We start from the raw sequence: 18,538 nt of genomic DNA, 5'->3' as shown, positions 1-18,538 counted from the left end.
GGACGATGGATGAGTGCAGACGGGATGCGGGCGAGCCGCGACGGGGGTCCGCCGGCGACCGCCGCTCGTGAGCTGCTGGACCCGTTCCTCGAGCGGCTGCCGGTGACCGGTGCATCGATCTCGGTGGTCGCCGACGCCAGGCGATCGACGCTCGCCGCGAGCGATCGGACCGCGGCTCGGCTCGAGCAGCTGCAGTTCGAGCTCGGGGAGGGACCGCACTGGCAAGCGGTGCGCAGCGGCAGAGCGGTGCTCGTGCCCGATGTGAACGCGAGCGGCTCGGGATGGCCGGTCTTCGACGCTGCCGCGAGCGAGCTCGAGGTCGGTGCCCTGTTCTCGATCCCGATGAGCGTGGGCGCCGTCGTGGTCGGCGTGGTCGACCTCTACCGCGCCTCACCGGGGATCCTGAGCACGGGCGACGTGCTGCTGGCGCGTTCCCTCGCGGTCGGCCTGGCGAGCGAGGCGCTGCAGATCGCCGCCCGCGTGGCTGCGCAGGAGCACCCGCTCGACGGCGCACTGGCACCCGAGCTCCGGCGGGTGGTGCACCAGGCCACGGGGATGCTGCTCGTGCAGCTCGACGTCACGGCCACCGAGGCCTTCGCGCGGCTGCGAGCGCACGCCTTCGCGACGGGTGCGCCGCTAGAGTCGATCGCACAGGATGTGGTGGCGCGGCGACTCACGCTCGACGAGCCGCCTGCAGGCGCGTGAAGCGCTTCGACGGAGATGGTGGATGGGGTGTGGATGCGATGGCGGGATCCTCGAGGGAAGCCAGGCTCAACTCCGCGTTCCTGGAGCTGACAGAGCAGCTGACGTCCGACTACGACGTGGTCGAGATGCTGCATGCGCTCATGGGGGAGTGCCTCCAGCTGCTGGATGTGCAGGCGTGCGGTCTGCTGCTGAGCGATGGGCAGGGCCACCTCGAGCTCGTGGCCTCGACGAGCGAGGCTGCGGCCTTCGTCGAGATGATGCAGCTGAACGCCAGCGCGGGACCGTGCGTCGAGTGCTTCTCCACCGGGCACGCGGTGTCCGTCGAAGACATCGAGCGCGTCACGGAGGGGTGGCAGGAGTTCCACGACGCCGCCCTCCAGCACGGCTTCCACTCAGCGCACGCCGTGCCGCTGCGCGTTCGCTCGGAGGTGATCGGCGCGCTGGGCCTGTTCCGCACACACGTCGGCGGCTTGAGCGAGGCAGACGGCGGCATCGCGCACGCGCTCGCGAACATCGCATCGCTCGGCGTGCTGCAGGAGCGGCTCGCCGAGGGCGCGATCGTGGCGCAGCAGCTGCAGCGCGCGCTCGACAGCCGAGTCGTCATCGAGCAGGCCAAGGGCGTGGTCTCCGCCTCCGTCGACGTCGATGTCGAGGAGGCGTTCGCGATGCTGCGCGCCCACGCGCGCCGCACGAACACGACCCTGCGCGACGTCGCCCAGGCCGTGGTGGCGCGCGAGCTGCGCCTCGCCCCGGGTGCACGAACGCGATGAGCCCTGCGCGCTGAGGCGCGACACGGCTGCTCCTGTGCTTGACGGCGGCCCCGCCCTGTGCCGAGAATGGCGCACGAGCAAGATGCTCTCCAGACCTCGGAGCATGTGTTGCCGGCGAGGAGCCGGCTCGATGCGAACGAGGCGACCATGGAGACCCCCCTGCACATCCTGGCCCTCGTGCTCGCCATCATCGTGCTGGCTCAGGTGCTCGTGCTCCTCGCCTGGCTGGGGGTGAGGCTCTTCGCCGCGGCGCGGCGACGCGCGCAGCGCTCCCCGTCGGCTCGAGCGAAGGGCTCGATCGGCGAGCCGGGCTGACGACTTTCCTCCAGCGCCGCTCGACGCAGGCCCCAGCGGGGTAGACTGATCTCTTGCGCGCTCTCGCGCACGAGCTTCGCGGGCCGCGTCCCGCATCCGTCACCCACCGCTCCAGGAGGCACCCATGGCCAGCAAGGGCATCATCAACCCGCCGATCGACGAGCTGCTCGAGAAGGTGGACTCCAAGTACCAGCTGGTGATCTTCGCCTCGAAGCGCGCGCGCCAGATCAACGACTACTACACCGACATCCACGAGGGCTCGATGTTCGACAACGTCGGCCCGCTGGTCGACTCGACCATCGAGGACAAGCCGCTCTCGGTGTCGCTGCACGAGATCCACCAGGACAAGCTGGTCCTGACCAAGGACGAGGCAGCCTCCGCCTGATGCGCGTCGTCGTCGGGATCTCCGGCGGGATCGCGGCGTACAAGGCTGCGCTCGCCATTCGCGAGCTGGTGCAGGCCGGGCACGACGTGCACGTCGTGCCCACGGCATCCGCCCTGCGCTTCATCGGGCGCCCGACGCTCGAGGCGCTGAGCCGCAACCCCGTCACGGACGAGGTCTTCGACGACGTCGCCAGCGTGCGCCACGTGGCGCTCGGTCAGCAGGCAGACCTGATCATCGTGCTGCCCGCGACCGCGAACACGCTCGCCAAGCTCGCGCACGGCCTCGCCGACGATCTGCTCGGCACCACCATCCTCGCCTCGCGCGCGCCGCTCGTGCTCGCGCCCGCGATGCACACCGAGATGTGGGAGCAGCCGGCCGTGCAGGCGAACGTCGCCACGCTGGTCTCGCGCGGCGTCACCCTGGTGGGCCCCGTGGCGGGCCAGCTGACGGGCGCCGACTCGGGCATGGGCCGCATGGCCGAGCCCCACGAGGTGGTCAGCGCCGCCCTCGCCCTGGTCGACGGAGGCGCGTCGCAGCAGGGCACCGCCGCTCGCGGAGCGCTCGCGGGCCGCACCGTCGTGGTCTCCGCCGGAGGCACGCGCGAGCCCATCGACCCGGTGCGCTTCCTTGGCAACCGCTCGAGCGGCGCCATGGGCGTCGCCGTCGCCACCGCCGCGCGCGACGCCGGCGCTGCGGTCACGCTCGTCGGCGCCAACCTCGACGTGCCCGTGCCGACGGGCGTCGAGCACGTCTCGGTCGAGACCACGGCGCAGCTCGCCCAGGCGATGCAGGCGCTCGCTGACGCAGACGTCGTCGTGATGGCCGCAGCGGTCGCCGACTACCGCGTCGACGAGGTCTCCGCCGGCAAGCGCACGAAGGAGAGCTGGGGCGAGACACCCACGCTGCAGCTCGCCCTGAACCCCGACATCCTCGCGCAGCTCGCGCAGCGCGAGCGCACGAACCTGGTGGTCGGCTTCGCCGCCGAGACCGAGGCCGACGACGCAGCCCTCCTCGAGCGCGGTCGCGCGAAGCTCGCCCGCAAGGGCGCCGATCTGCTGGTGCTCAACCGCGTCGGCCACACCGAGGGCTTCGGCGACGTGCGCACCGCCGTGCGCGTGCTCGACGCATCCGGCATCGTCGCCGAGAGCCGCGGCGACAAGGTGTCAGTGGCCCGAGACATCATCGACGCGATCGCGGCCCGACTGGCCGCGCACGACCGCAGCAACCCGACCGAGGAGCCCCGTTGAGCCTGCGCCTGTTCACCTCCGAGTCGGTCACCGAGGGCCACCCCGACAAGATCTCCGACCAGATCTCCGACGCGGTCCTCGACGCGATGCTCGCGCAGGACTCCGAGGCGCGCGTCGCCGTCGAGACGCTCGTCACCACCGGCCTCGTGCACGTCGCCGGTGAGGTGCGGACCTCCGGCTACGTCGACATCGCGTCGCTCGCGCGGAAGACGATCGTCGACATCGGCTACGACTCGAGCGAGGTCTCGTTCGACGGGCACTCGTGCGGCGTGACGGTGTCGATCGGTGAGCAGTCGCACGAGATCGCGACCGGCGTCGACACCGCGGTCGAGGCGCGCGACGGCTCCGTCGACCCGCTCGACCGCGACGGCGCCGGCGACCAGGGCATCATGTTCGGCTTCGCGACCGATGAGACCCCCTCGTTCATGCCCGCGACCGCGTGGGCAGCGCACCGGTTGGCCGAGCGCCTCGCCGCCGTGCGCCGCGAAGGCACCATCGAGTGGCTGCGACCCGACGGCAAGACGCAGGTCACGATCGGCTACGACGGCTTCACGCCCGTCTCCGTCGACGCCGTGCTCGTGTCGACGCAGCACGCGCCGGGCGTCACCAACGACGAGATCCGCGCCGCCGTGATCGAGCACGTGATCGACCCGGTCGTCGCCGACCTCGGCCTCGACGCATCCGGCATGCGCACGATCGTCAACCCCTCCGGCTCGTTCCTCACCGGCGGCCCCAAGGGCGACGCGGGCCTCACGGGCCGCAAGATCATCGTCGACACCTACGGCGGCGCAGCCCGGCACGGTGGCGGCGCCTTCAGCGGCAAGGACCCCTCGAAGGTCGACCGCTCCGCGGCCTACGCGCTGCGCTGGGTGGCGAAGAACGCCGTCGCCGCCGGTCTCGCCTCGCGCCTCGAGGTGCAGGCCGCGTACGCCATCGGCATGGCGCAGCCCGTCGGCGTCTACGTCGAGACCTTCGGCACCGGCACGGTCTCCGACGAGGCGATCCAGGCGGCGATCCTCGAGGTCTTCGACCTGCGGCCCGGCGCGATCGTGCGCGACCTCGACCTGCGCAAGCCCATCTACCGGCAGACGGCCGCCTACGGCCACTTCGGCCGCGAGCTGCCCGGCTTCACCTGGGAGCGGCTCGACCGCGTCGACGCCCTGCGCGCCGCAGCGCGCCTCTGACGACCGTGAGCCCGGCGCCGGGCGCGACGCGCTACGCGCAGGTCGTGGTCGACTCGCGCCTGCCGCAGCTCGATCGGCTCTTCGAGTACCGCGTGCCACCCGGCCTCGCGGGCGTCGAGGCGGGGGTGCGCGTGCGCGTGCCGCTGCGCGGCGACCGGCAGGCCACCGGCTGGGTCGTCGAGACGACGGGTGAGCGGGTGTGGGAGGGCGAGGTCGCCGACGTCGAGCAGGTGGTCTCGCCGGTGCCCGTGCTGCAGCCGGAGGTTTGGCAGCTGGCGCGCGCCATCGCGGATCGCGCCGCGGGCGGCGCCGCCGACGTGCTGCGACTGGCGATCCCCGGCCGGCAGGCGCGCGTCGAGAAGCAGTGGCTCGCCGCTGAGCGCGCGCCGCTGCCCCCGCTGCCGGAGGCGGCCGAGGGGGCCGAGCACGCCGCGCTGCCAGGGCTCGTCGAGCAGCGTCGGCGGATCGCGCTGGAGTGCGCGGGCGGGGTGGCGGCGGTCGGCGAGCCGAGCGCCGACCACGACGCCCTCTGGGTGGGTCGGTGGGCGATCGCGCTCGCCGGGCTCGCGCGGCAGGCGATCGAGCGCGGCGAGCAGGCGATCATCGTGGTGCCCGACCACCGCGACCAGCGCCAGCTGCGCATCGCGCTCGAGGCGTCGGTCGGGCCAGAGCGCGTCGTCGAGCTCGACGCGCGGCAGAAGAACCCCGAGCGCTATCGGGGCTTCCTGCGCTGCATCGACGGCGATCCCATCGCGATCATCGGCCCGCGCTCCGCGGTCTACGCGCCGGCGGCCAGGCTCGGGCTGCTCGTCATCTGGGAGGACGGCGATCCGCTGCTGTCGGAGCCGCTCGCTCCCTGGGTGCACGCGCGCGACGCCGCGCTCGTGCGCCAGGGGCAGTCGGGCTGCGCGCTCGTGCTCGCCGGTCACGCCCGCTCGACCGACGCCGAGCGGCTCGTCGAGCTGGGCTTCCTCGAGCACGAGCGCGCCGGCAGCCACCGGGTTCGCGTGCTGCCCTCCGCGCTCACGGACGACGGCCGCCGGGTGCCGGCCGCCGCGTTCCAGGCAGCGCGCGAGGCGCTCCGAGACCGACCGGTGCTCGTGCAGGTCGCCCGGCCGGGCCACGCGCCGGGCCTGCGCTGCAGTGACTGCGGCTCCCGCGCTCGCTGCAGCGCGTGCGCCGGGCCGCTCGGCCGGCGCTCCCGCGGCTCCGCGCCCGCCTGTCGGCTGTGCGGCCGGCTGGCCGCTGGCTGGCGCTGCCCCGCCTGCAAGGGCCAGCAGCTGACCGAGGTGGGCCGCGGCTCCTCCCGCATCGCCGAGGAGCTCGGCCGGGCGTTCCCCGGCATCCCGGTGGTCGTCGCCGATGGCGAGCACGAGCGCCTCACGATCGACGCGCGCCCGCGGCTCGTCGTCGCCACGCGCGGCGCTGAGCCGCTCGCGGACGGCGGCTACGGCGCGGTGGTGCTGCTCGACGGCGACACCCTGCTCTCGCGCGAGGGGCTGCGCGTGGGCGAGGAGGCGGTGCGGCAGTGGGCGACGGCGCGCGCGCTCGCCGCCGATGGCGCGGCCGTCGTGCTGACCGGTGCTGGCGGGCCTGCGGCCGCAGCCATCACCGGCGACACCACGGTGCCCTTCGCCAAGGCCGAGCTCGCCGAGCGCAGGAGCCTGCGGTTCCCGCCCGCGGTGCGCACCGCATCCGTCGTCGGTCACCCGGATGCGGTCGCCGATGCGATCGAGGCGCTGGGCGCGGTCGAGCACCTCGACGTGCTCGGGCCCGTGCCGGTGCCGGCGACCGTGCAGGGGGTCCGCGAGGGTGAGCTCGAGCGAGCGATCGCGCGCTTCGCGTTCGCCGACGGGGCGCTCGTCGCCGGCATCGCGCGCGGCCGCGTGCTCGCCGCGGCCGCGCGCCCGCGCAAGCCCGGCGCACCCGCCCGCCTCCGCATCCGCTTGGATGATCCTGAGCCGTTCGACGGGCTGTGACCCGGGCGAGCGCCCGATCCAGAGCCCGCACCGCCACCCCCGACACGAAGGAACCATGCGCATCGTCTTCGCCGGCAGCCCGGCAGCAGCAGTCCCCAGCCTCGAGGCGCTCGCCGGGCGGCACGAGATCGCCGCGGTCGTCACCCGAGCGGCCTCGCCGCAGGGCCGCAAGCGCGTGCTCACGCCGACGCCGGTCGCCGAGGCCGCGCTCGCGCTCGGCCTCGACGTGATCGAGGCGAACCGGCTCGACGCCGCGACGACCGAGCGCATCACGGCGCTCGCCCCCGAGCTGGCCGTCGTCGTCGCCTACGGCGGGCTCGTGCGAGAGCCGCTGCTGTCGGCACCGCCGCACGGCTGGATCAACCTGCACTTCTCGCTGCTGCCCGACTACCGCGGCGCTGCGCCCGTGCAGCGCGCCCTCATCGACGGGCGCCGCGTCACCGGCGTGAGCGTCTTCCGGCTCGTCGAGCAGCTCGACGCCGGCCCGGTGGTGCGGATGCGCGAGGCGGACGTCCCGGAGGGCGCGACCGCGGGTGCGCTGCTCGGGCAGCTCGCCGAGCTCGGTGCCCAGGAGCTGCTCGCAGCGGTCGACGCCATCGCTGCCGGCACGGCGGTCTTCGAGGAGCAGGTCGGCGCGCCGAGCCTCGCGCCCAAGCTGTCGCTCGAGGACGGCGCGCTCGACCTCGCGCAGACCGCGCCCTCGGTGCTCGACCGCTGGCGGGGCGTGACGCCGGAACCGGGCGCGCACGTGCTGCTCGCGGACGACAGCGGCACCGCGGAGCGCGTGAAGCTGCTCGCCCTCGCGCGCTCGGGTGCCGAGCCGCTGGCGCCCGGCGTCGCGGCGGTCGCGGGTCGCACCGGCATCGTCGGCACGGGCAGCGCACCGCTCGAGCTGCTCGAGGTGCAGCCCGCCGGGAAGCGACCGATGTCCGGTGCCGATTGGCTCCGGGGCCGCGGGGGCGCCGCGCGCTTCGCGCTGCCCACGACCGCGCAGGAGGCACGCGCATGAGCAGGCCCGACCCGAGGCTCGTCGCCCGCGACGTCGTGCTCGACGTCGAGCGCGACGACGCCTACGCCAACCTGCTGCTGCCGCAGCGCATCCGCGACGCGGGACTCAGTCCCGCCGATGCGGGCTTCGCCACCGAGCTGGCCTACGGCACGCTCCGCTGGCAGGGGCAGCACGACGCGCTGATCGCCGATGCCGCCGGCCGCCCGGTCGCCGAGATCGACGCCGAGACGCTCGCGACGCTGCGCATCGGCTCGCACCAGCTCAGCCGCATGCGCGTGCCCTCGCACGCCGCCGTGCACGAGACGGTCGCGCTGCTGCGGCACCACCGGGGCCGCGCGGGCTTCGCCAACGCGGTGCTGCGTCGGCTCTCCGAGGTGCCTGCCGAGCAGCGCCTCGCCGCGATCACCGAGGGCCTCAGCGCCGACGAGCGCCAGGCGCTCGAGAGCGGTCATCCCGCGTGGGTGCTGCGGGCGCTGCGTCGTTCGCTCGAGCGCGAGGGCGCGGCAGACGAGCTGCCGGCGCTCCTGGCCGCGGACAACGACCCGCCGGCGGTGCAGCTGGTGGCCCTGCCCGGCCTCGCCGAGCCGGCCGCGCTCGGGCTCGAGCCGACCGCGAGCCCGATCGGCCGCGTCGCTCCCGCGGGCGACCCGGCGCGCGTGGCCGAGATCGCCGACGGCACCTGGAGGGTGCAGGATGCGGGCAGCCAACTCGCGGCGCTGGCCCTCACACGGGCGCGCCCGGCCGCCGCGGGCGAGCGCTGGCTCGACCTGTGCGCCGGCCCCGGCGGCAAGGCGGCGCTCATGGCCGCGGAGGCCGCGCTCGCAGGCGCCGCCCTCGAGGCCAACGAGGTGCTGCCGCACCGCGCGAAGCTCGTGCGCCAGGCGGTGCGCGCCGTCGAGGCCGCCTCGCCGGCACTCGACTCGCGCGTCGTGACGGGCGACGGCCGCCGCTACGGCCGCGGCGACACGGCCGGCGCCTTCGACCGCATCCTGCTCGACGCGCCGTGCACGGGGCTCGGCGCGCTCCGCCGCCGCCCCGAGGCGCGCTGGCGCAAGCAGCCCGGTGACGTGCCTGCGCTCGCGGGCCTGCAGGCCGAGCTGCTCGAGGCATCCGCCCGTGCCCTGAAGCCCGGCGGCATCATCGCCTACGTCACCTGCTCGCCGCACCTGGCAGAGACGCGCGCGGTGGTCGACCGCGCGGCGGCGCTCGGCCTCGTGCCGCTCGACACGCGCGCCGTGGTGCGCGAGCTCTCGCCGGGCATCGCACTGGGGGAGACGGGCGACGCCGTGCAGCTCTGGCCGCACCGCAACGGCACCGACGCGATGTTCATCCAGCTGCTGACGACGGCGGATGCGGCGGCGGACACCGCGGCACCCGCAGGTCGATAGGCTGGAAGCCATGGTCAGGATCCACCCCAGCATCCTGTCGGCCGACTTCGTGAACCTCGAGCGAGACCTCGAGCGGATCGCGAGCGCCGACGGCGTGCACCTCGACGTCATGGACGCGCACTTCGTGCCCAACCTCACCTTCGGCCTGCCCATGGTGCAGCGCATCGCCGAGGTCACGAGCCTGCCGATCGACGTGCACCTGATGATCGACGACCCCGACACCTGGGCGCCGCAGTACGCGATCGACGGGGTCGACTCCGTCACCTTCCACGCGGAAGCCACGCGCGACGCGGTCGCCCTCGCCCGCGAGCTGCGCGCGCGCGGCACCCGAGCGGCCATCGCCCTCAAGCCCGGCACGCTCGTCGACGACGTGCTCGAGCACCTGCGCGAGTTCGACATGGTGCTCGTCATGACCGTCGAGCCCGGCTTCGGCGGGCAGTCCTTCATGGGCGAGATGATGCCGAAGGTCGAGGCGCTCCGCGGTCGCGCGAAGGAGCTCGGCATCGAGCTCGCGCTGCAGGTCGACGGCGGCATCACGGCCGACACGCTGCCGATCGCGGCGGCGTCGGGGGCCGACGTCTTCGTCGCCGGCAGCGCCGTCTACGGGCACGCCTCGCCCGCCGACCGCATCGCCACGCTCCGCGACGCCGGGAGCGGCGCCTTCGACACCGGGCGCATCGACCTGCGGGCGATCAGCCGCGGCTCGGCCGGCAGCAGCGCCGCCGGCGGCGCCACGACGGGTAGCCTGGGAGCGTGAAGACCTTCGACGAGCTGTTCGGCGAGCTCGAGCGCACCGTCGCGGACCGCCGCGAGGGCTCGCGCACCGTCGAGCTCGTGGACGCGGGCGTGCACGCGATCGGCAAGAAGATCGTCGAGGAGGCCGCAGAGGTCTGGATGGCCGCGGAGCACGAGACCGACGAGGACACCGCGCTCGAGATCTCGCAGCTGCTGTACCACCTCCAGGTGCTCATGGTCGCGAAGGGCCTCGCGCCCCAGGACGTCTACCGACATCTCTGACGCGCCGCCCAGCCCCACCGGCACCGACCGTCAGACCTGAAGGAAGCAATGCTCAAGATCGCCGTGCCCAACAAGGGCTCGCTGGCCGAGACGGCCGCCTGGATGCTCGACGAGGCCGGCTATCGCGGCCGCCGCGACAGCAAGGAGCTCATCGTCGTCGACGCGCGCAACGAGGTGGAGTTCTTCTTCCTCCGCCCGCGCGACATCGCGACCTACGTCGGCTCCGGTGCGCTCGACGTCGGGATCACCGGGCGCGACCTGCTGCTCGACTCCGGCTCGACCGCCGTCGAGATCGAGCCGCTCGGCTTCGCCCGCTCCACCTTCCGCTTCGCGGGTCCCGCTGGCCGCTTCGGCTCTGCGGCCGAGCTGCAGGGCGTGCGCATCGCCTCGAGCTACACCCTGCTCGTCGAGCAGCACCTCGCGTCCATGGGCATCACGGCAGAGCTCGTGCGCCTCGACGGCGCCGTCGAGTCCGCCGTCCGGCTCGGGGTGGCGGATGCGGTGGCCGACGTCGTCGAGACCGGCGCGACGCTGCGCGCTCAGGGCCTCGAGGTCTTCGGCGACCCGATCCTCACGAGCGAGGCCGTGCTGATCTCGAACGGCGGCGACCACCCGGGTCTCGCGACGCTCAAGCGCCGGATCGACGGCGTCATGGTCGCGCGCGACTACGTGATGGTCGACTACGACATCGAGCGCTCGCGCCTCGACGCCGCGACCGCGGTCGCCCGGGGCTTCGAGTCGGCGACCGTCAGCCCGCTGCAGAAGGAGGGCTGGGTCGCCGTCCGCGTCATGGTCCGCCGCGACGACACCAACCAGATCATGGATGCCCTCGCCGACGCAGGCGCGCGCGCGATCATCGTGTCGCGCATCCACGCCGCACGCATCTGAGCCGCCGAGACAGGAGAGTCCCGATGCTCGCCACCCGAGTCATTCCGTGCCTCGACGTCGCGCACGGCAGGGTCGTCAAGGGCGTGCGGTTCCAGGGCCTCACGGACCAGGGCGACCCGGTCGAGCTCGCCGCGCGCTACGCAGAGCAGGGCGCGGACGAGCTGACCTTCCTCGACGTGAAGGCGACCGTCGAGGATGCCGGCACGATGCTCGACGTGGTCGAGCGCTGCGCCGAGCAGATCTTCATCCCGCTCACGGTCGGCGGCGGCGTGCGCAGCCGTGACGACGTCGCGCGGCTGCTCGCCCACGGCGCCGACAAGGTGGGCGTCAACTCCGCCGCGATCCGCGACCCTGGGCTGATCGATCGCATCGTCGCCGACTTCGGCTCGCAGGTGCTCGTGCTCTCGCTCGACGTCCGCCGGGCCGCGATGCCGAGCGGCTTCGAGGTCACGACGCACGGCGGCTCCCGCGGTGCGGGCCTCGACGCCATCCGCTGGGCTGAGGAGGCCGTGTCGCGAGGGGTGGGCGAGCTGCTCGTCAACTCGATCGACGCGGACGGCACGAAGCAGGGCTTCGACCTCGAGCTGCTGCGCCTCGTGCGCGCCGCCGCCACCACGCCGGTGATCGCCTCCGGGGGCGCCGGCGAGCCGGCGCACTTCGCGCCGGCGGTCGAGGCGGGGGCGGATGCGGTGCTCGCGGCGAGCATCTTCCACACCGGGCAGTGCACGATCGGCGAGGTCAAGGAAGCGATGCGCGAAGCAGGGGTGACGGTCCGATGAGCACAGACAGCATGCCGCAGCTCAAGAAGGACGCCGAGGGCCTCGTGGCCGCGGTGATCCAGGACGACACCACGGGCGAGGTGCTCATGGTCGGCTACATGGACGACGAGGCGCTGCGCCGCACCGCCAGCGAGGGCCGCGTGACGTTCTGGTCGCGCTCCCGGCAGGAGTACTGGCGCAAGGGCGACACCTCCGGCAACACGCAGGTGCCGCGCTCGATCGCGATCGACTGCGACGGCGACGCGGTGCTGATCCGCGTCGACCAGTCCGGCCCCGCATGCCACACCGGTGCGCGCTCGTGCTTCTTCACGCCCATCCAGATCCAGGTGCCGGCGTGACGGCCGAGCAGCGGGGCGCGCAGGCCGACGCGCACGCGAGCGCCCGCACTGCCTTCGACGCGCTGCTCGCCGAGCACCGCGTCGTGCCGGTCGTGCGCGAGGTGTTCCTCGACGCCGAGACGCCCGTCGGCGTCTACCGCCGCCTCACCGGCGGCCGCGCCGGCAGCTTCCTGCTCGAGTCGGCGCAGCAAGGCGTCTGGAACCGCTACTCCTTCGTCGGCGTCGCATCCTTCGGCCAGCTGACCGCCGATCGCGGCACGGTCTCGTGGCGCTCCGAGCACGTCTCGGCCGAGCGCCTGCTCGGCGACGACGCGCCCGAGGGCGGGCTCGCGACGGTCGAGCACGTGCTGCGCCGCTGGGCGACCCCGCGCATCCCCGGCCTGCCTCGCCTCACGAGCGGGCTCGTCGGCCACATCGGCTGGGAGGCGGTGCGCGAGATCGAGCGGCTGCCGCACGCGCCGGCGCGCGAGGTCGACGTGCCCGCGATCGCCATGCAGCTCGTCTCGACGATGGTCGTGCTCGACCACCGCACGGGCAGCGCGCACCTCGTGGCCAACGTGCTGAACGACGGCGCAGGCGCGGATGCGCTGTGGCGCGACGCGCAGGCGCGGCTCGATGCGCTGGAGGAGCAGCTGACGGCGGCTGCGCCCGGCTCGATCGCCGTGCTCGACCGCGAGGCGCAGCCCGAGGCGACCGCCCGCGTCAGCGCCGACGAGTTCCGCGGCATGGTGGATGCCTCCAAGCGCCACATCGTCGACGGCGACGTCTTCCAGGTCGTGCTCTCGACCCGGTTCGACCTGCCCACCGACGCAGCTCCGCTCGAGGTGTACCGCGCGCTGCGGGTGCTGAACCCCTCGCCCTACCTCTACCTGCTGAGCCTGGAGACGGCCGATGGCGAGCCCTACGCCGTCGTCGGGTCGAGCCCCGAGGCGCTCGTGACCGTCCACGACGGCCGTGCCACGATGCATCCGATCGCCGGCAGCCGGCCGCGCGGGGCCGACGCCAACGCCGATCGCGACCTCGCCGACGACCTGCTCGCCGACCCCAAGGAGCGCAGCGAGCACGTCATGCTCGTCGACCTCGCCCGCAACGACCTCTCGAAGGTGTGCCGGGCGGGCACGGTCGCGGTGACCGAGCTGATGGCGATCGAGCGCTTCAGCCACATCATGCACATCGTCTCGACCGTCGAGGGCGAGATGCGGCCGGATGCCTCCGCGGTCGACGCCTTCCGCGCGACCTTCCCGGCCGGCACGCTCTCCGGGGCGCCGAAGCCGCGGGCGCTCGAGCTGATCGACGAGCTCGAGAGCGCGCAGCGGGGCGTCTACGGCGGGGTCGTCGGATGGCTCGACCTGGCGGGGGATGCGGATCTCGCGATCGCGATCCGCACCGTCACCATGCGCGACGGCGTCGCCCACGTGCAGTCCGGCGCCGGGCTCGTCGCCGACAGCGATCCCGAGACCGAGCTGCAGGAGGTGCGGAGCAAGGCCGCGGCGCCGCTGCGAGCCGTCGCGGTCGCATCCTCGATGCGGAACACCCGCGACGCGCAGGCCGGCACGTGACCAGGCTCGTCGCGCGCGGCCGCTCGATCGCCGCGGTCGGCCTGCTGCTGGCCGCAGCGCTCGGGCTCCTCGCCGCGACGCAGCCGTGGGGGAGCGTCGAGCTCGTCGACGGCCGCACGCTCGCGGCAGCGGGGCAGCAGCTCGCCCCTGGGCTCACCATGACGTCCTTCGCGTGCGCCGCGCTCGCTCTCGTGCTGCCGCTCGCCGGCCGCATCTGGCGCTGGGTGCTCGGGGTGCTCGCGCTGGTGCTCGGCGGCGCGGCGATCGCGACGACGCTCGGCGCGCGCGGCGAGGTGCCCACCGCGCTCGACGCGCTCGTGGCTGAGGCCACGGGGCTCGCCGGTGCCGGGCACGCCTCCGAGGTCGTGCGGCTGACGGCGAGCGGCTGGCCGGACGCCGGGCTCGCGGCGGGGGCGCTCGCTGTCGCCGCGGGCGCCTGGGTGCTCGCCACGTCGCACCGGTGGCCGGCACGCGCCGCCCGCACGGCCCGCTACGAGCGCGGCGGATCCGGGCTCGCATGGGATGTCATGGACGACGGCGAGGATCCGACTCGGTAGACTGGACCCGTGGCGCGCCAGTGCGCCCTGAGATCGACCCGAGGAGCATCGTGAACGCACGCAACGGCATCAGCGAGGACCACTCCACCCAGCTGCACGTCGCCGACTACGACCCGCGATTCGTCGACCCGGGCCACGGCGACTCGAAGGCCGCATGGATCAGCGTGATCGTCATGCTCATCGCCGTCTCGGCCGGCACGCTGTTCTTCTTCCTCGACATGCCGATGCTCGTGTGGGCCTCCGGCGCCCTGCTGCTCGTCGGCGCCATCCTGTGGCCGATCCTGGTCAAGGCCGGACTCGGCCCGCAGGACCACTGAGCGTGCTCGACGCGCTCACAGAGGGAGCGCTCGAGGACGCCGCTCGGCGACGCGAGCAGGTCTCGCTCGATCGCCTCGAATCGCTGGCGCACGCCGCCCGGCAGCCGCTCGACGCCGTCGCGATCCTCGCTGCGCAGAAGCCCGGTTCCGACGGCCCGCACATCATCGCCGAGGTGAAGCGCGCGAGCCCCTCGAAGGGCGCGCTCGCTGACATCCCGGAGCCCGCAGCCCTGGCCGCCAGCTACGAGGCGGGCGGCGCGAGCGTGATCAGCGTGCTGACCGAGGAGCGACGCTTCCTCGGCAGCCTCGACGACCTGCGCGCCGTGCGCGAGCGGGTCGGCATCCCGGTGCTCCGCAAGGACTTCATCGCCGACGAGTACCAGCTGCTCGAGGCGCGCGCCTTCGGGGCCGACCTCGCGCTGCTGATCGTCGCCGCGCTCACGCCGCAGCGGCTCGCCCAGCTGCACCGCTTCGCCACCGACCTCGGCCTCTCGGTGCTCGTCGAGGTCCACGACGAGCGCGAGATCGATGCTGCACTCGAGGCCGAGGCACGCATCCTGGGCGTCAACACCCGCGACCTCAAGACCTTCACCATGCATCCGGAGCGCTTCGCCGAGCTGCGCGCGCGCATCCCGGCCGGTACCGTCGCGGTCGCAGAGTCGGGCGTGCGCAGCGTCGACGACGTCGCCCGCTACCGGCGGGACGGGGCGGATGCGGTGCTGGTCGGCGAGGCGCTCGTCACCGACGGCGACCCCGAGTCGCGCGTCGCAGAGTTCGGGAGGGCTTCATGACCGCTGACACCGCATCGCTCCGCGACCACCGCGGACCCTGGTTCGGCGACTTCGGCGGGGTGTTCATGCCCGAGCCGCTCATGGCCGCCATCGACGAGCTCGCCACCTGCTACGAGGAGTGCAGGACCGATCCCGCGTTCCAGGCCGAGTTCCAGCGCCTCTCGCGCGACTACACCGGTCGCCCCTCGCTGCTCACCGAGGCGTCGCGGCTCAGCGAGCGCGCGGGCGCGCGCATCCTGCTGAAGCGCGAGGACCTCAACCACACCGGCAGCCACAAGATCAACAACGTGCTCGGCCAGGCGCTCGTCGCCCAGCGGCTCGGCAAGACGCGATTGATCGCCGAGACGGGCGCGGGCCAGCACGGCGTCGCAACGGCGACGGCGGCTGCGCTGTTCGGCATGGAATGCGTCGTCTACATGGGCGAGGTCGACACCGAGCGCCAGGCGCTCAACGTGGCCCGGATGCGGCTGCTGGGCGCGACGGTCGTGCCGGTGACGAGCGGTTCGCGCACCCTCAAGGACGCCATCAACGAGGGCCTCCGCGACTGGGTGGCCAACGTCGACACCACGCACTACCTGATGGGCACGGTCGCGGGCCCGCACCCGTTCCCCGAGATGGTGCGCGACTTCCACCGGGCGATCGGCGACGAGGCCCGCGAGCAGACGATCGCCCTCACGGGCGGCCTGCCGGATGCGGTGCTCGCGTGCGTGGGCGGCGGCTCGAACGCCATGGGCATCTTCCACGCCTTCCTGGACGACGCCGATGTGCGCCTGATCGGGCTCGAGGCCGCCGGCGACGGCGCCGACACCGAGCAGCACGCGCTCTCGATCGAGCGGGGCGCGCCGGGGCTGCTGCACGGCATGCGCACCTACCTGCTGCAGGACGAGGACGGGCAGACGCTCGAGTCGCACTCGATCTCGGCCGGCCTCGACTACCCGGGCGTGGGCCCCGAGCACGCGTGGCTGCACGACCTCGGGCGCGCCGAGTACCTGCCGGTCAGCGACAGCGAGGCGATGGAGGCCTTCCTCGCCCTGACGCGGGCCGAGGGCATCATCCCCGCGATCGAGTCGGCGCACGCCATCGCCGGCGCCCTGCGGCTCGCCGAGGAGCACCCGGGCTCGACGCTGCTCGTCTCGCTCTCCGGGCGCGGGGACAAGGATGTGGCGACCGCCGGCCGGTGGTTCGAGGTGCTCGACGAGGGAGCGCAGCAGCAGTGACCGAGCTGGCACACGAGCACGCGACGGAGGCGGCCCCGAGTCGCACCGAGCGCGCCGTCCGCGACGCGGGCAGCCGCGCGCTCATCGGCTACCTCCCGGCCGGGTACCCGGATCTCGAGACCTGCGTCGAGGCGGTCGTGGCGCTCGCCGACGCCGGCTTCACGGCGATCGAGCTGGGCGTCCCCTACAGCGACCCGGGCATGGACGGCCCGGTGATCCAGGCGGCGACGCAGGCGACGCTCGCCCGCGGCTTCCGCCTCGACGAGCTCTTCACCGCGATCGAGGCCATCACGGCCCGCACGGACGTCCCGATCCTGGTGATGACCTACTGGAACCCGGTGCTGCGCTACGGCGTCGAGCGCTTCGCCGAGCGGTTCGCGGCTGCGGGCGGCGCGGGCCTCATCACGCCGGACCTCACCCCGGAGAACGCCGGCGAGTGGCTCGCCGCGGCAGAGCGGCACGGCCTCGACCGCGTCTTCCTCGCCGCGCCATCATCCTCCGACGCGCGCCTCGACGCCGTGATCCAGGCGTCCCGCGGCTTCGTCTACACGGTCTCGACCATGGGTACGACGGGCACCAGGCAGGATGTCGACCAGGCGGCGAGCGCGCTCGCCGACCGCATCGCGGCGCGCTCGGCTGCGCTCGGCCGCGACACGCTGCGCTGCGTCGGCGTGGGCATCTCCACCGGCGACCACGTGCGGCAGGTGCTCGACTACGCCGACGGCGCGATCGTCGGCTCGGCCCTCGTGCGCGCGCTCGGCGACGGGGGCGTGCCCGCGGTCCGCGAGCTCGCCGCGTCGCTCGTCCTGGGTACACTCGACGACGGCCCAGCAGCCCCGGCCTCGCCGGCCTCAGCACGAAAGGGCACCTCAGCGTGACCAGCCTCTTCCAGAGCATCCCAAGCCCCAGCCCCGAGTGGCAGCAGGTCCCCATCGGCCAGTGGCTGGAGGCGATCGGCGTCATGCCGCTCATCCAGGGCTCCGTGCTCGGCGCCGTGCTCGTCGGCCTCGTGCTGGGCGTCATCATCACGGTCGTGGTGCTCGCCATCTGGCTGGTGCGCGGCACGCTGACCCGCAAGGACGCCCTCTGGACGCTCGCGATGAGCCTGCTCTTCGGCGTCGCGGTCGGCTTCCTGCTCCGCATCGTCGGGCCCGGCTGGGGCATCCAGACCTATGCGCTGTGCATCCTGGCCGGCATCCTCATCGCCACGGTGCTCACCGGCTTCCGCCTCCGCCAGCGCGGCGTGGAGTCCGGCTACGTCATCGACATCGCGGTCTGGGCCGTGCTCCTCGGCATCGCCGCCGCGCGCGTCTTCCACGTGGTGACGCATCCCGACGACTACTTCGGCGCTGGCCGCGACCCGATGACGGCCTTCTACATCTGGGAGGGCGGCATCGCGATCTTCGGCGCCCTCATCGGTGGTGCGGTCGGCATCTGGATCGGCTGCCGCTTCACGGGCCTGCGCTTCTCGACCTTCGTCGACGCGCTCGCACCCGGCCTGCTCATCGCGCAGGCCTTCGGCCGGCTCGGCAACTGGTTCAACCACGAGCTCTTCGGCCAGCCGACCGACCTCCCGTGGGGCCTCGAGATCGAGGCGACGAACCCCTCGTTCCCGGTCGGCCTGCCCGCCGAGACGCTCTTCCACCCCACGTTCGCGTACGAGATCGTCTGGAACCTGCTCGGCGCCGCCGTGCTCCTGTGGCTCGACCGCAAGCGCGACGTGCAGTGGGGACGCCTGATCGCGCTCTACCTCATCTGGTACGGACTGGGCCGCTCCGTCTTCGAGACCATCCGCCTCGACCCGTCAGAGCTCCTCCTCGGCATCCGCACGAACGTCTGGATGGCCTTCCTCGCGATCGCGATCGGCGCGATCGTCTGGGTGGTGCAGACCAGGCGGCACCCGGGGCTCGAGCCGTCGCCGTGGATGCCGGGGCGCGAGCCCGGTGCCGAAGAGGGCGTAGACTCGGAGACCTACACGGATCTCCCCGAGTCCCGCACCCAGGACGATGCAGAGGATCCCGCCGCACAACCCGCGGCCGCAACCACGTAGCACCGCGCGCTCCCCAGCGCGCTTGCGGGCCGACGGTGTCCCG

General features: G+C 73.6%; 21 protein-coding genes. All 21 read left to right on the top strand.

The annotated features are described in order from the left end of the window. The first annotated feature begins 9 nt into the window (after window positions 1-9). Entirely contained in the window at window positions 10-705 is a 696-nt protein-coding gene (locus BQ6202_RS06195) for a GAF and ANTAR domain-containing protein (RefSeq protein ID WP_083587054.1), read from the top strand. A 38-nt stretch (window positions 706-743) separates the two neighbouring features. Further along, window positions 744-1,475, top strand: a complete 732-nt coding sequence (locus BQ6202_RS06190; protein ID WP_072313958.1) for a GAF and ANTAR domain-containing protein — start codon at window positions 744-746, stop codon at window positions 1,473-1,475. A gap of 147 nt (window positions 1,476-1,622) precedes the next feature. Continuing rightward, complete coding sequence (locus BQ6202_RS14885; RefSeq protein ID WP_159433620.1) at window positions 1,623-1,790, top strand: hypothetical protein; 168 nt, start codon at window positions 1,623-1,625, stop codon at window positions 1,788-1,790. A 124-nt stretch (window positions 1,791-1,914) separates the two neighbouring features. Further along, entirely contained in the window at window positions 1,915-2,175 is a 261-nt protein-coding gene (gene rpoZ / locus BQ6202_RS06185) for a DNA-directed RNA polymerase subunit omega (protein WP_072313582.1), read from the top strand. Next, window positions 2,175-3,422, top strand: a complete 1,248-nt coding sequence (coaBC, locus tag BQ6202_RS06180; RefSeq protein WP_072313581.1) for a bifunctional phosphopantothenoylcysteine decarboxylase/phosphopantothenate--cysteine ligase CoaBC — start codon at window positions 2,175-2,177, stop codon at window positions 3,420-3,422. The genes rpoZ and coaBC overlap by 1 nt, the downstream gene beginning before the upstream one ends. Beyond that, window positions 3,419-4,606 (top strand): methionine adenosyltransferase, encoded by a 1,188-nt coding sequence (gene metK, locus BQ6202_RS06175; protein ID WP_072313580.1) that lies wholly within the window; start codon window positions 3,419-3,421, stop codon window positions 4,604-4,606. Before coaBC ends, metK begins: the two co-directional genes overlap by 4 nt. A 5-nt stretch (window positions 4,607-4,611) precedes the next feature. After that, entirely contained in the window at window positions 4,612-6,585 is a 1,974-nt protein-coding gene (locus BQ6202_RS06170) for a primosomal protein N' family DNA-binding protein (RefSeq protein WP_072313579.1), read from the top strand. 55 nt (window positions 6,586-6,640) lie between these two features. After that, a complete protein-coding gene (locus BQ6202_RS06165; RefSeq protein ID WP_072313578.1) occupies window positions 6,641-7,594 on the top strand; it encodes a methionyl-tRNA formyltransferase in 954 nt (317 codons plus the stop codon). Then, complete coding sequence (locus BQ6202_RS06160; RefSeq protein WP_072313577.1) at window positions 7,591-8,982, top strand: RsmB/NOP family class I SAM-dependent RNA methyltransferase; 1,392 nt, start codon at window positions 7,591-7,593, stop codon at window positions 8,980-8,982. The genes BQ6202_RS06165 and BQ6202_RS06160 overlap by 4 nt, the downstream gene beginning before the upstream one ends. 10 nt (window positions 8,983-8,992) lie before the next feature. Further along, window positions 8,993-9,739, top strand: a complete 747-nt coding sequence (gene rpe, locus BQ6202_RS06155; protein WP_072313576.1) for a ribulose-phosphate 3-epimerase — start codon at window positions 8,993-8,995, stop codon at window positions 9,737-9,739. Continuing rightward, window positions 9,736-9,999, top strand: coding sequence for a phosphoribosyl-ATP diphosphatase (locus BQ6202_RS06150; protein ID WP_072313575.1), 264 nt, complete (start codon window positions 9,736-9,738; stop codon window positions 9,997-9,999). Before rpe ends, BQ6202_RS06150 begins: the two co-directional genes overlap by 4 nt. A gap of 48 nt (window positions 10,000-10,047) precedes the next feature. Next, window positions 10,048-10,887, top strand: a complete 840-nt coding sequence (hisG, locus tag BQ6202_RS06145) for an ATP phosphoribosyltransferase (RefSeq protein ID WP_072313574.1) — start codon at window positions 10,048-10,050, stop codon at window positions 10,885-10,887. Window positions 10,888-10,910: 23 nt separating this feature from the next. Further along, a complete protein-coding gene (gene hisF, locus BQ6202_RS06140; RefSeq protein WP_072313573.1) occupies window positions 10,911-11,666 on the top strand; it encodes an imidazole glycerol phosphate synthase subunit HisF in 756 nt (251 codons plus the stop codon). Continuing rightward, the gene (gene hisI / locus BQ6202_RS06135; RefSeq protein WP_072313572.1) at window positions 11,663-12,004 is read left to right on the top strand and encodes a phosphoribosyl-AMP cyclohydrolase; all 342 of its coding nucleotides are present in this window, start codon (window positions 11,663-11,665) and stop codon (window positions 12,002-12,004) included. The genes hisF and hisI overlap by 4 nt, the downstream gene beginning before the upstream one ends. Beyond that, window positions 12,001-13,563, top strand: a complete 1,563-nt coding sequence (locus BQ6202_RS06130) for a chorismate-binding protein (RefSeq protein WP_072313571.1) — start codon at window positions 12,001-12,003, stop codon at window positions 13,561-13,563. Before hisI ends, BQ6202_RS06130 begins: the two co-directional genes overlap by 4 nt. Next, on the top strand, window positions 13,560-14,120 hold the full coding sequence (locus tag BQ6202_RS06125; RefSeq protein ID WP_072313570.1) for a Trp biosynthesis-associated membrane protein: 561 nt from the start codon (window positions 13,560-13,562) through the stop codon (window positions 14,118-14,120). The genes BQ6202_RS06130 and BQ6202_RS06125 overlap by 4 nt, the downstream gene beginning before the upstream one ends. 50 nt (window positions 14,121-14,170) lie before the next feature. Then, window positions 14,171-14,437, top strand: a complete 267-nt coding sequence (locus BQ6202_RS15005; RefSeq protein WP_442855761.1) for a DUF6704 family protein — start codon at window positions 14,171-14,173, stop codon at window positions 14,435-14,437. 2 nt (window positions 14,438-14,439) lie between these two features. Continuing rightward, entirely contained in the window at window positions 14,440-15,228 is a 789-nt protein-coding gene (trpC, locus tag BQ6202_RS06115) for an indole-3-glycerol phosphate synthase TrpC (protein ID WP_072313569.1), read from the top strand. Next, window positions 15,225-16,445 carry a tryptophan synthase subunit beta gene (gene trpB / locus BQ6202_RS06110; protein ID WP_072313568.1) on the top strand — a complete coding sequence of 407 codons (1,221 nt, stop codon included), beginning with the start codon at window positions 15,225-15,227 and terminating at the stop codon, window positions 16,443-16,445. Before trpC ends, trpB begins: the two co-directional genes overlap by 4 nt. Continuing rightward, a complete protein-coding gene (gene trpA / locus BQ6202_RS06105) occupies window positions 16,442-17,323 on the top strand; it encodes a tryptophan synthase subunit alpha (protein ID WP_083587050.1) in 882 nt (293 codons plus the stop codon). The genes trpB and trpA overlap by 4 nt, the downstream gene beginning before the upstream one ends. Next, window positions 17,320-18,495, top strand: a complete 1,176-nt coding sequence (lgt, locus tag BQ6202_RS06100; RefSeq protein ID WP_234946135.1) for a prolipoprotein diacylglyceryl transferase — start codon at window positions 17,320-17,322, stop codon at window positions 18,493-18,495. The genes trpA and lgt overlap by 4 nt, the downstream gene beginning before the upstream one ends. Window positions 18,496-18,538: the final 43 nt, after the last annotated feature.

Source organism: Agrococcus sp. Marseille-P2731 (assembly GCF_900117395.1).
Taxonomy (GTDB): domain Bacteria; phylum Actinomycetota; class Actinomycetes; order Actinomycetales; family Microbacteriaceae; genus Agrococcus.
This window is presented reverse-complemented; position numbering and strand designations above follow the sequence as displayed.

Coding starts and splice junctions, on each gene's coding strand:
- coaBC (WP_072313581.1), top strand. CDS start 2,175: ATGCGCGTCGTCGTCGGGATCTCCGGCGGGATCGCGGCGTACAAGGCT.
- BQ6202_RS06160 (WP_072313577.1), top strand. CDS start 7,591: ATGAGCAGGCCCGACCCGAGGCTCGTCGCCCGCGACGTCGTGCTCGAC.
- BQ6202_RS06165 (WP_072313578.1), top strand. CDS start 6,641: ATGCGCATCGTCTTCGCCGGCAGCCCGGCAGCAGCAGTCCCCAGCCTC.
- trpB (WP_072313568.1), top strand. CDS start 15,225: ATGACCGCTGACACCGCATCGCTCCGCGACCACCGCGGACCCTGGTTC.
- rpe (WP_072313576.1), top strand. CDS start 8,993: ATGGTCAGGATCCACCCCAGCATCCTGTCGGCCGACTTCGTGAACCTC.
- rpoZ (WP_072313582.1), top strand. CDS start 1,915: ATGGCCAGCAAGGGCATCATCAACCCGCCGATCGACGAGCTGCTCGAG.
- BQ6202_RS06195 (WP_083587054.1), top strand. CDS start 10: ATGAGTGCAGACGGGATGCGGGCGAGCCGCGACGGGGGTCCGCCGGCG.
- hisF (WP_072313573.1), top strand. CDS start 10,911: ATGCTCGCCACCCGAGTCATTCCGTGCCTCGACGTCGCGCACGGCAGG.
- hisG (WP_072313574.1), top strand. CDS start 10,048: ATGCTCAAGATCGCCGTGCCCAACAAGGGCTCGCTGGCCGAGACGGCC.
- BQ6202_RS14885 (WP_159433620.1), top strand. CDS start 1,623: ATGGAGACCCCCCTGCACATCCTGGCCCTCGTGCTCGCCATCATCGTG.
- BQ6202_RS06190 (WP_072313958.1), top strand. CDS start 744: ATGGCGGGATCCTCGAGGGAAGCCAGGCTCAACTCCGCGTTCCTGGAG.
- hisI (WP_072313572.1), top strand. CDS start 11,663: ATGAGCACAGACAGCATGCCGCAGCTCAAGAAGGACGCCGAGGGCCTC.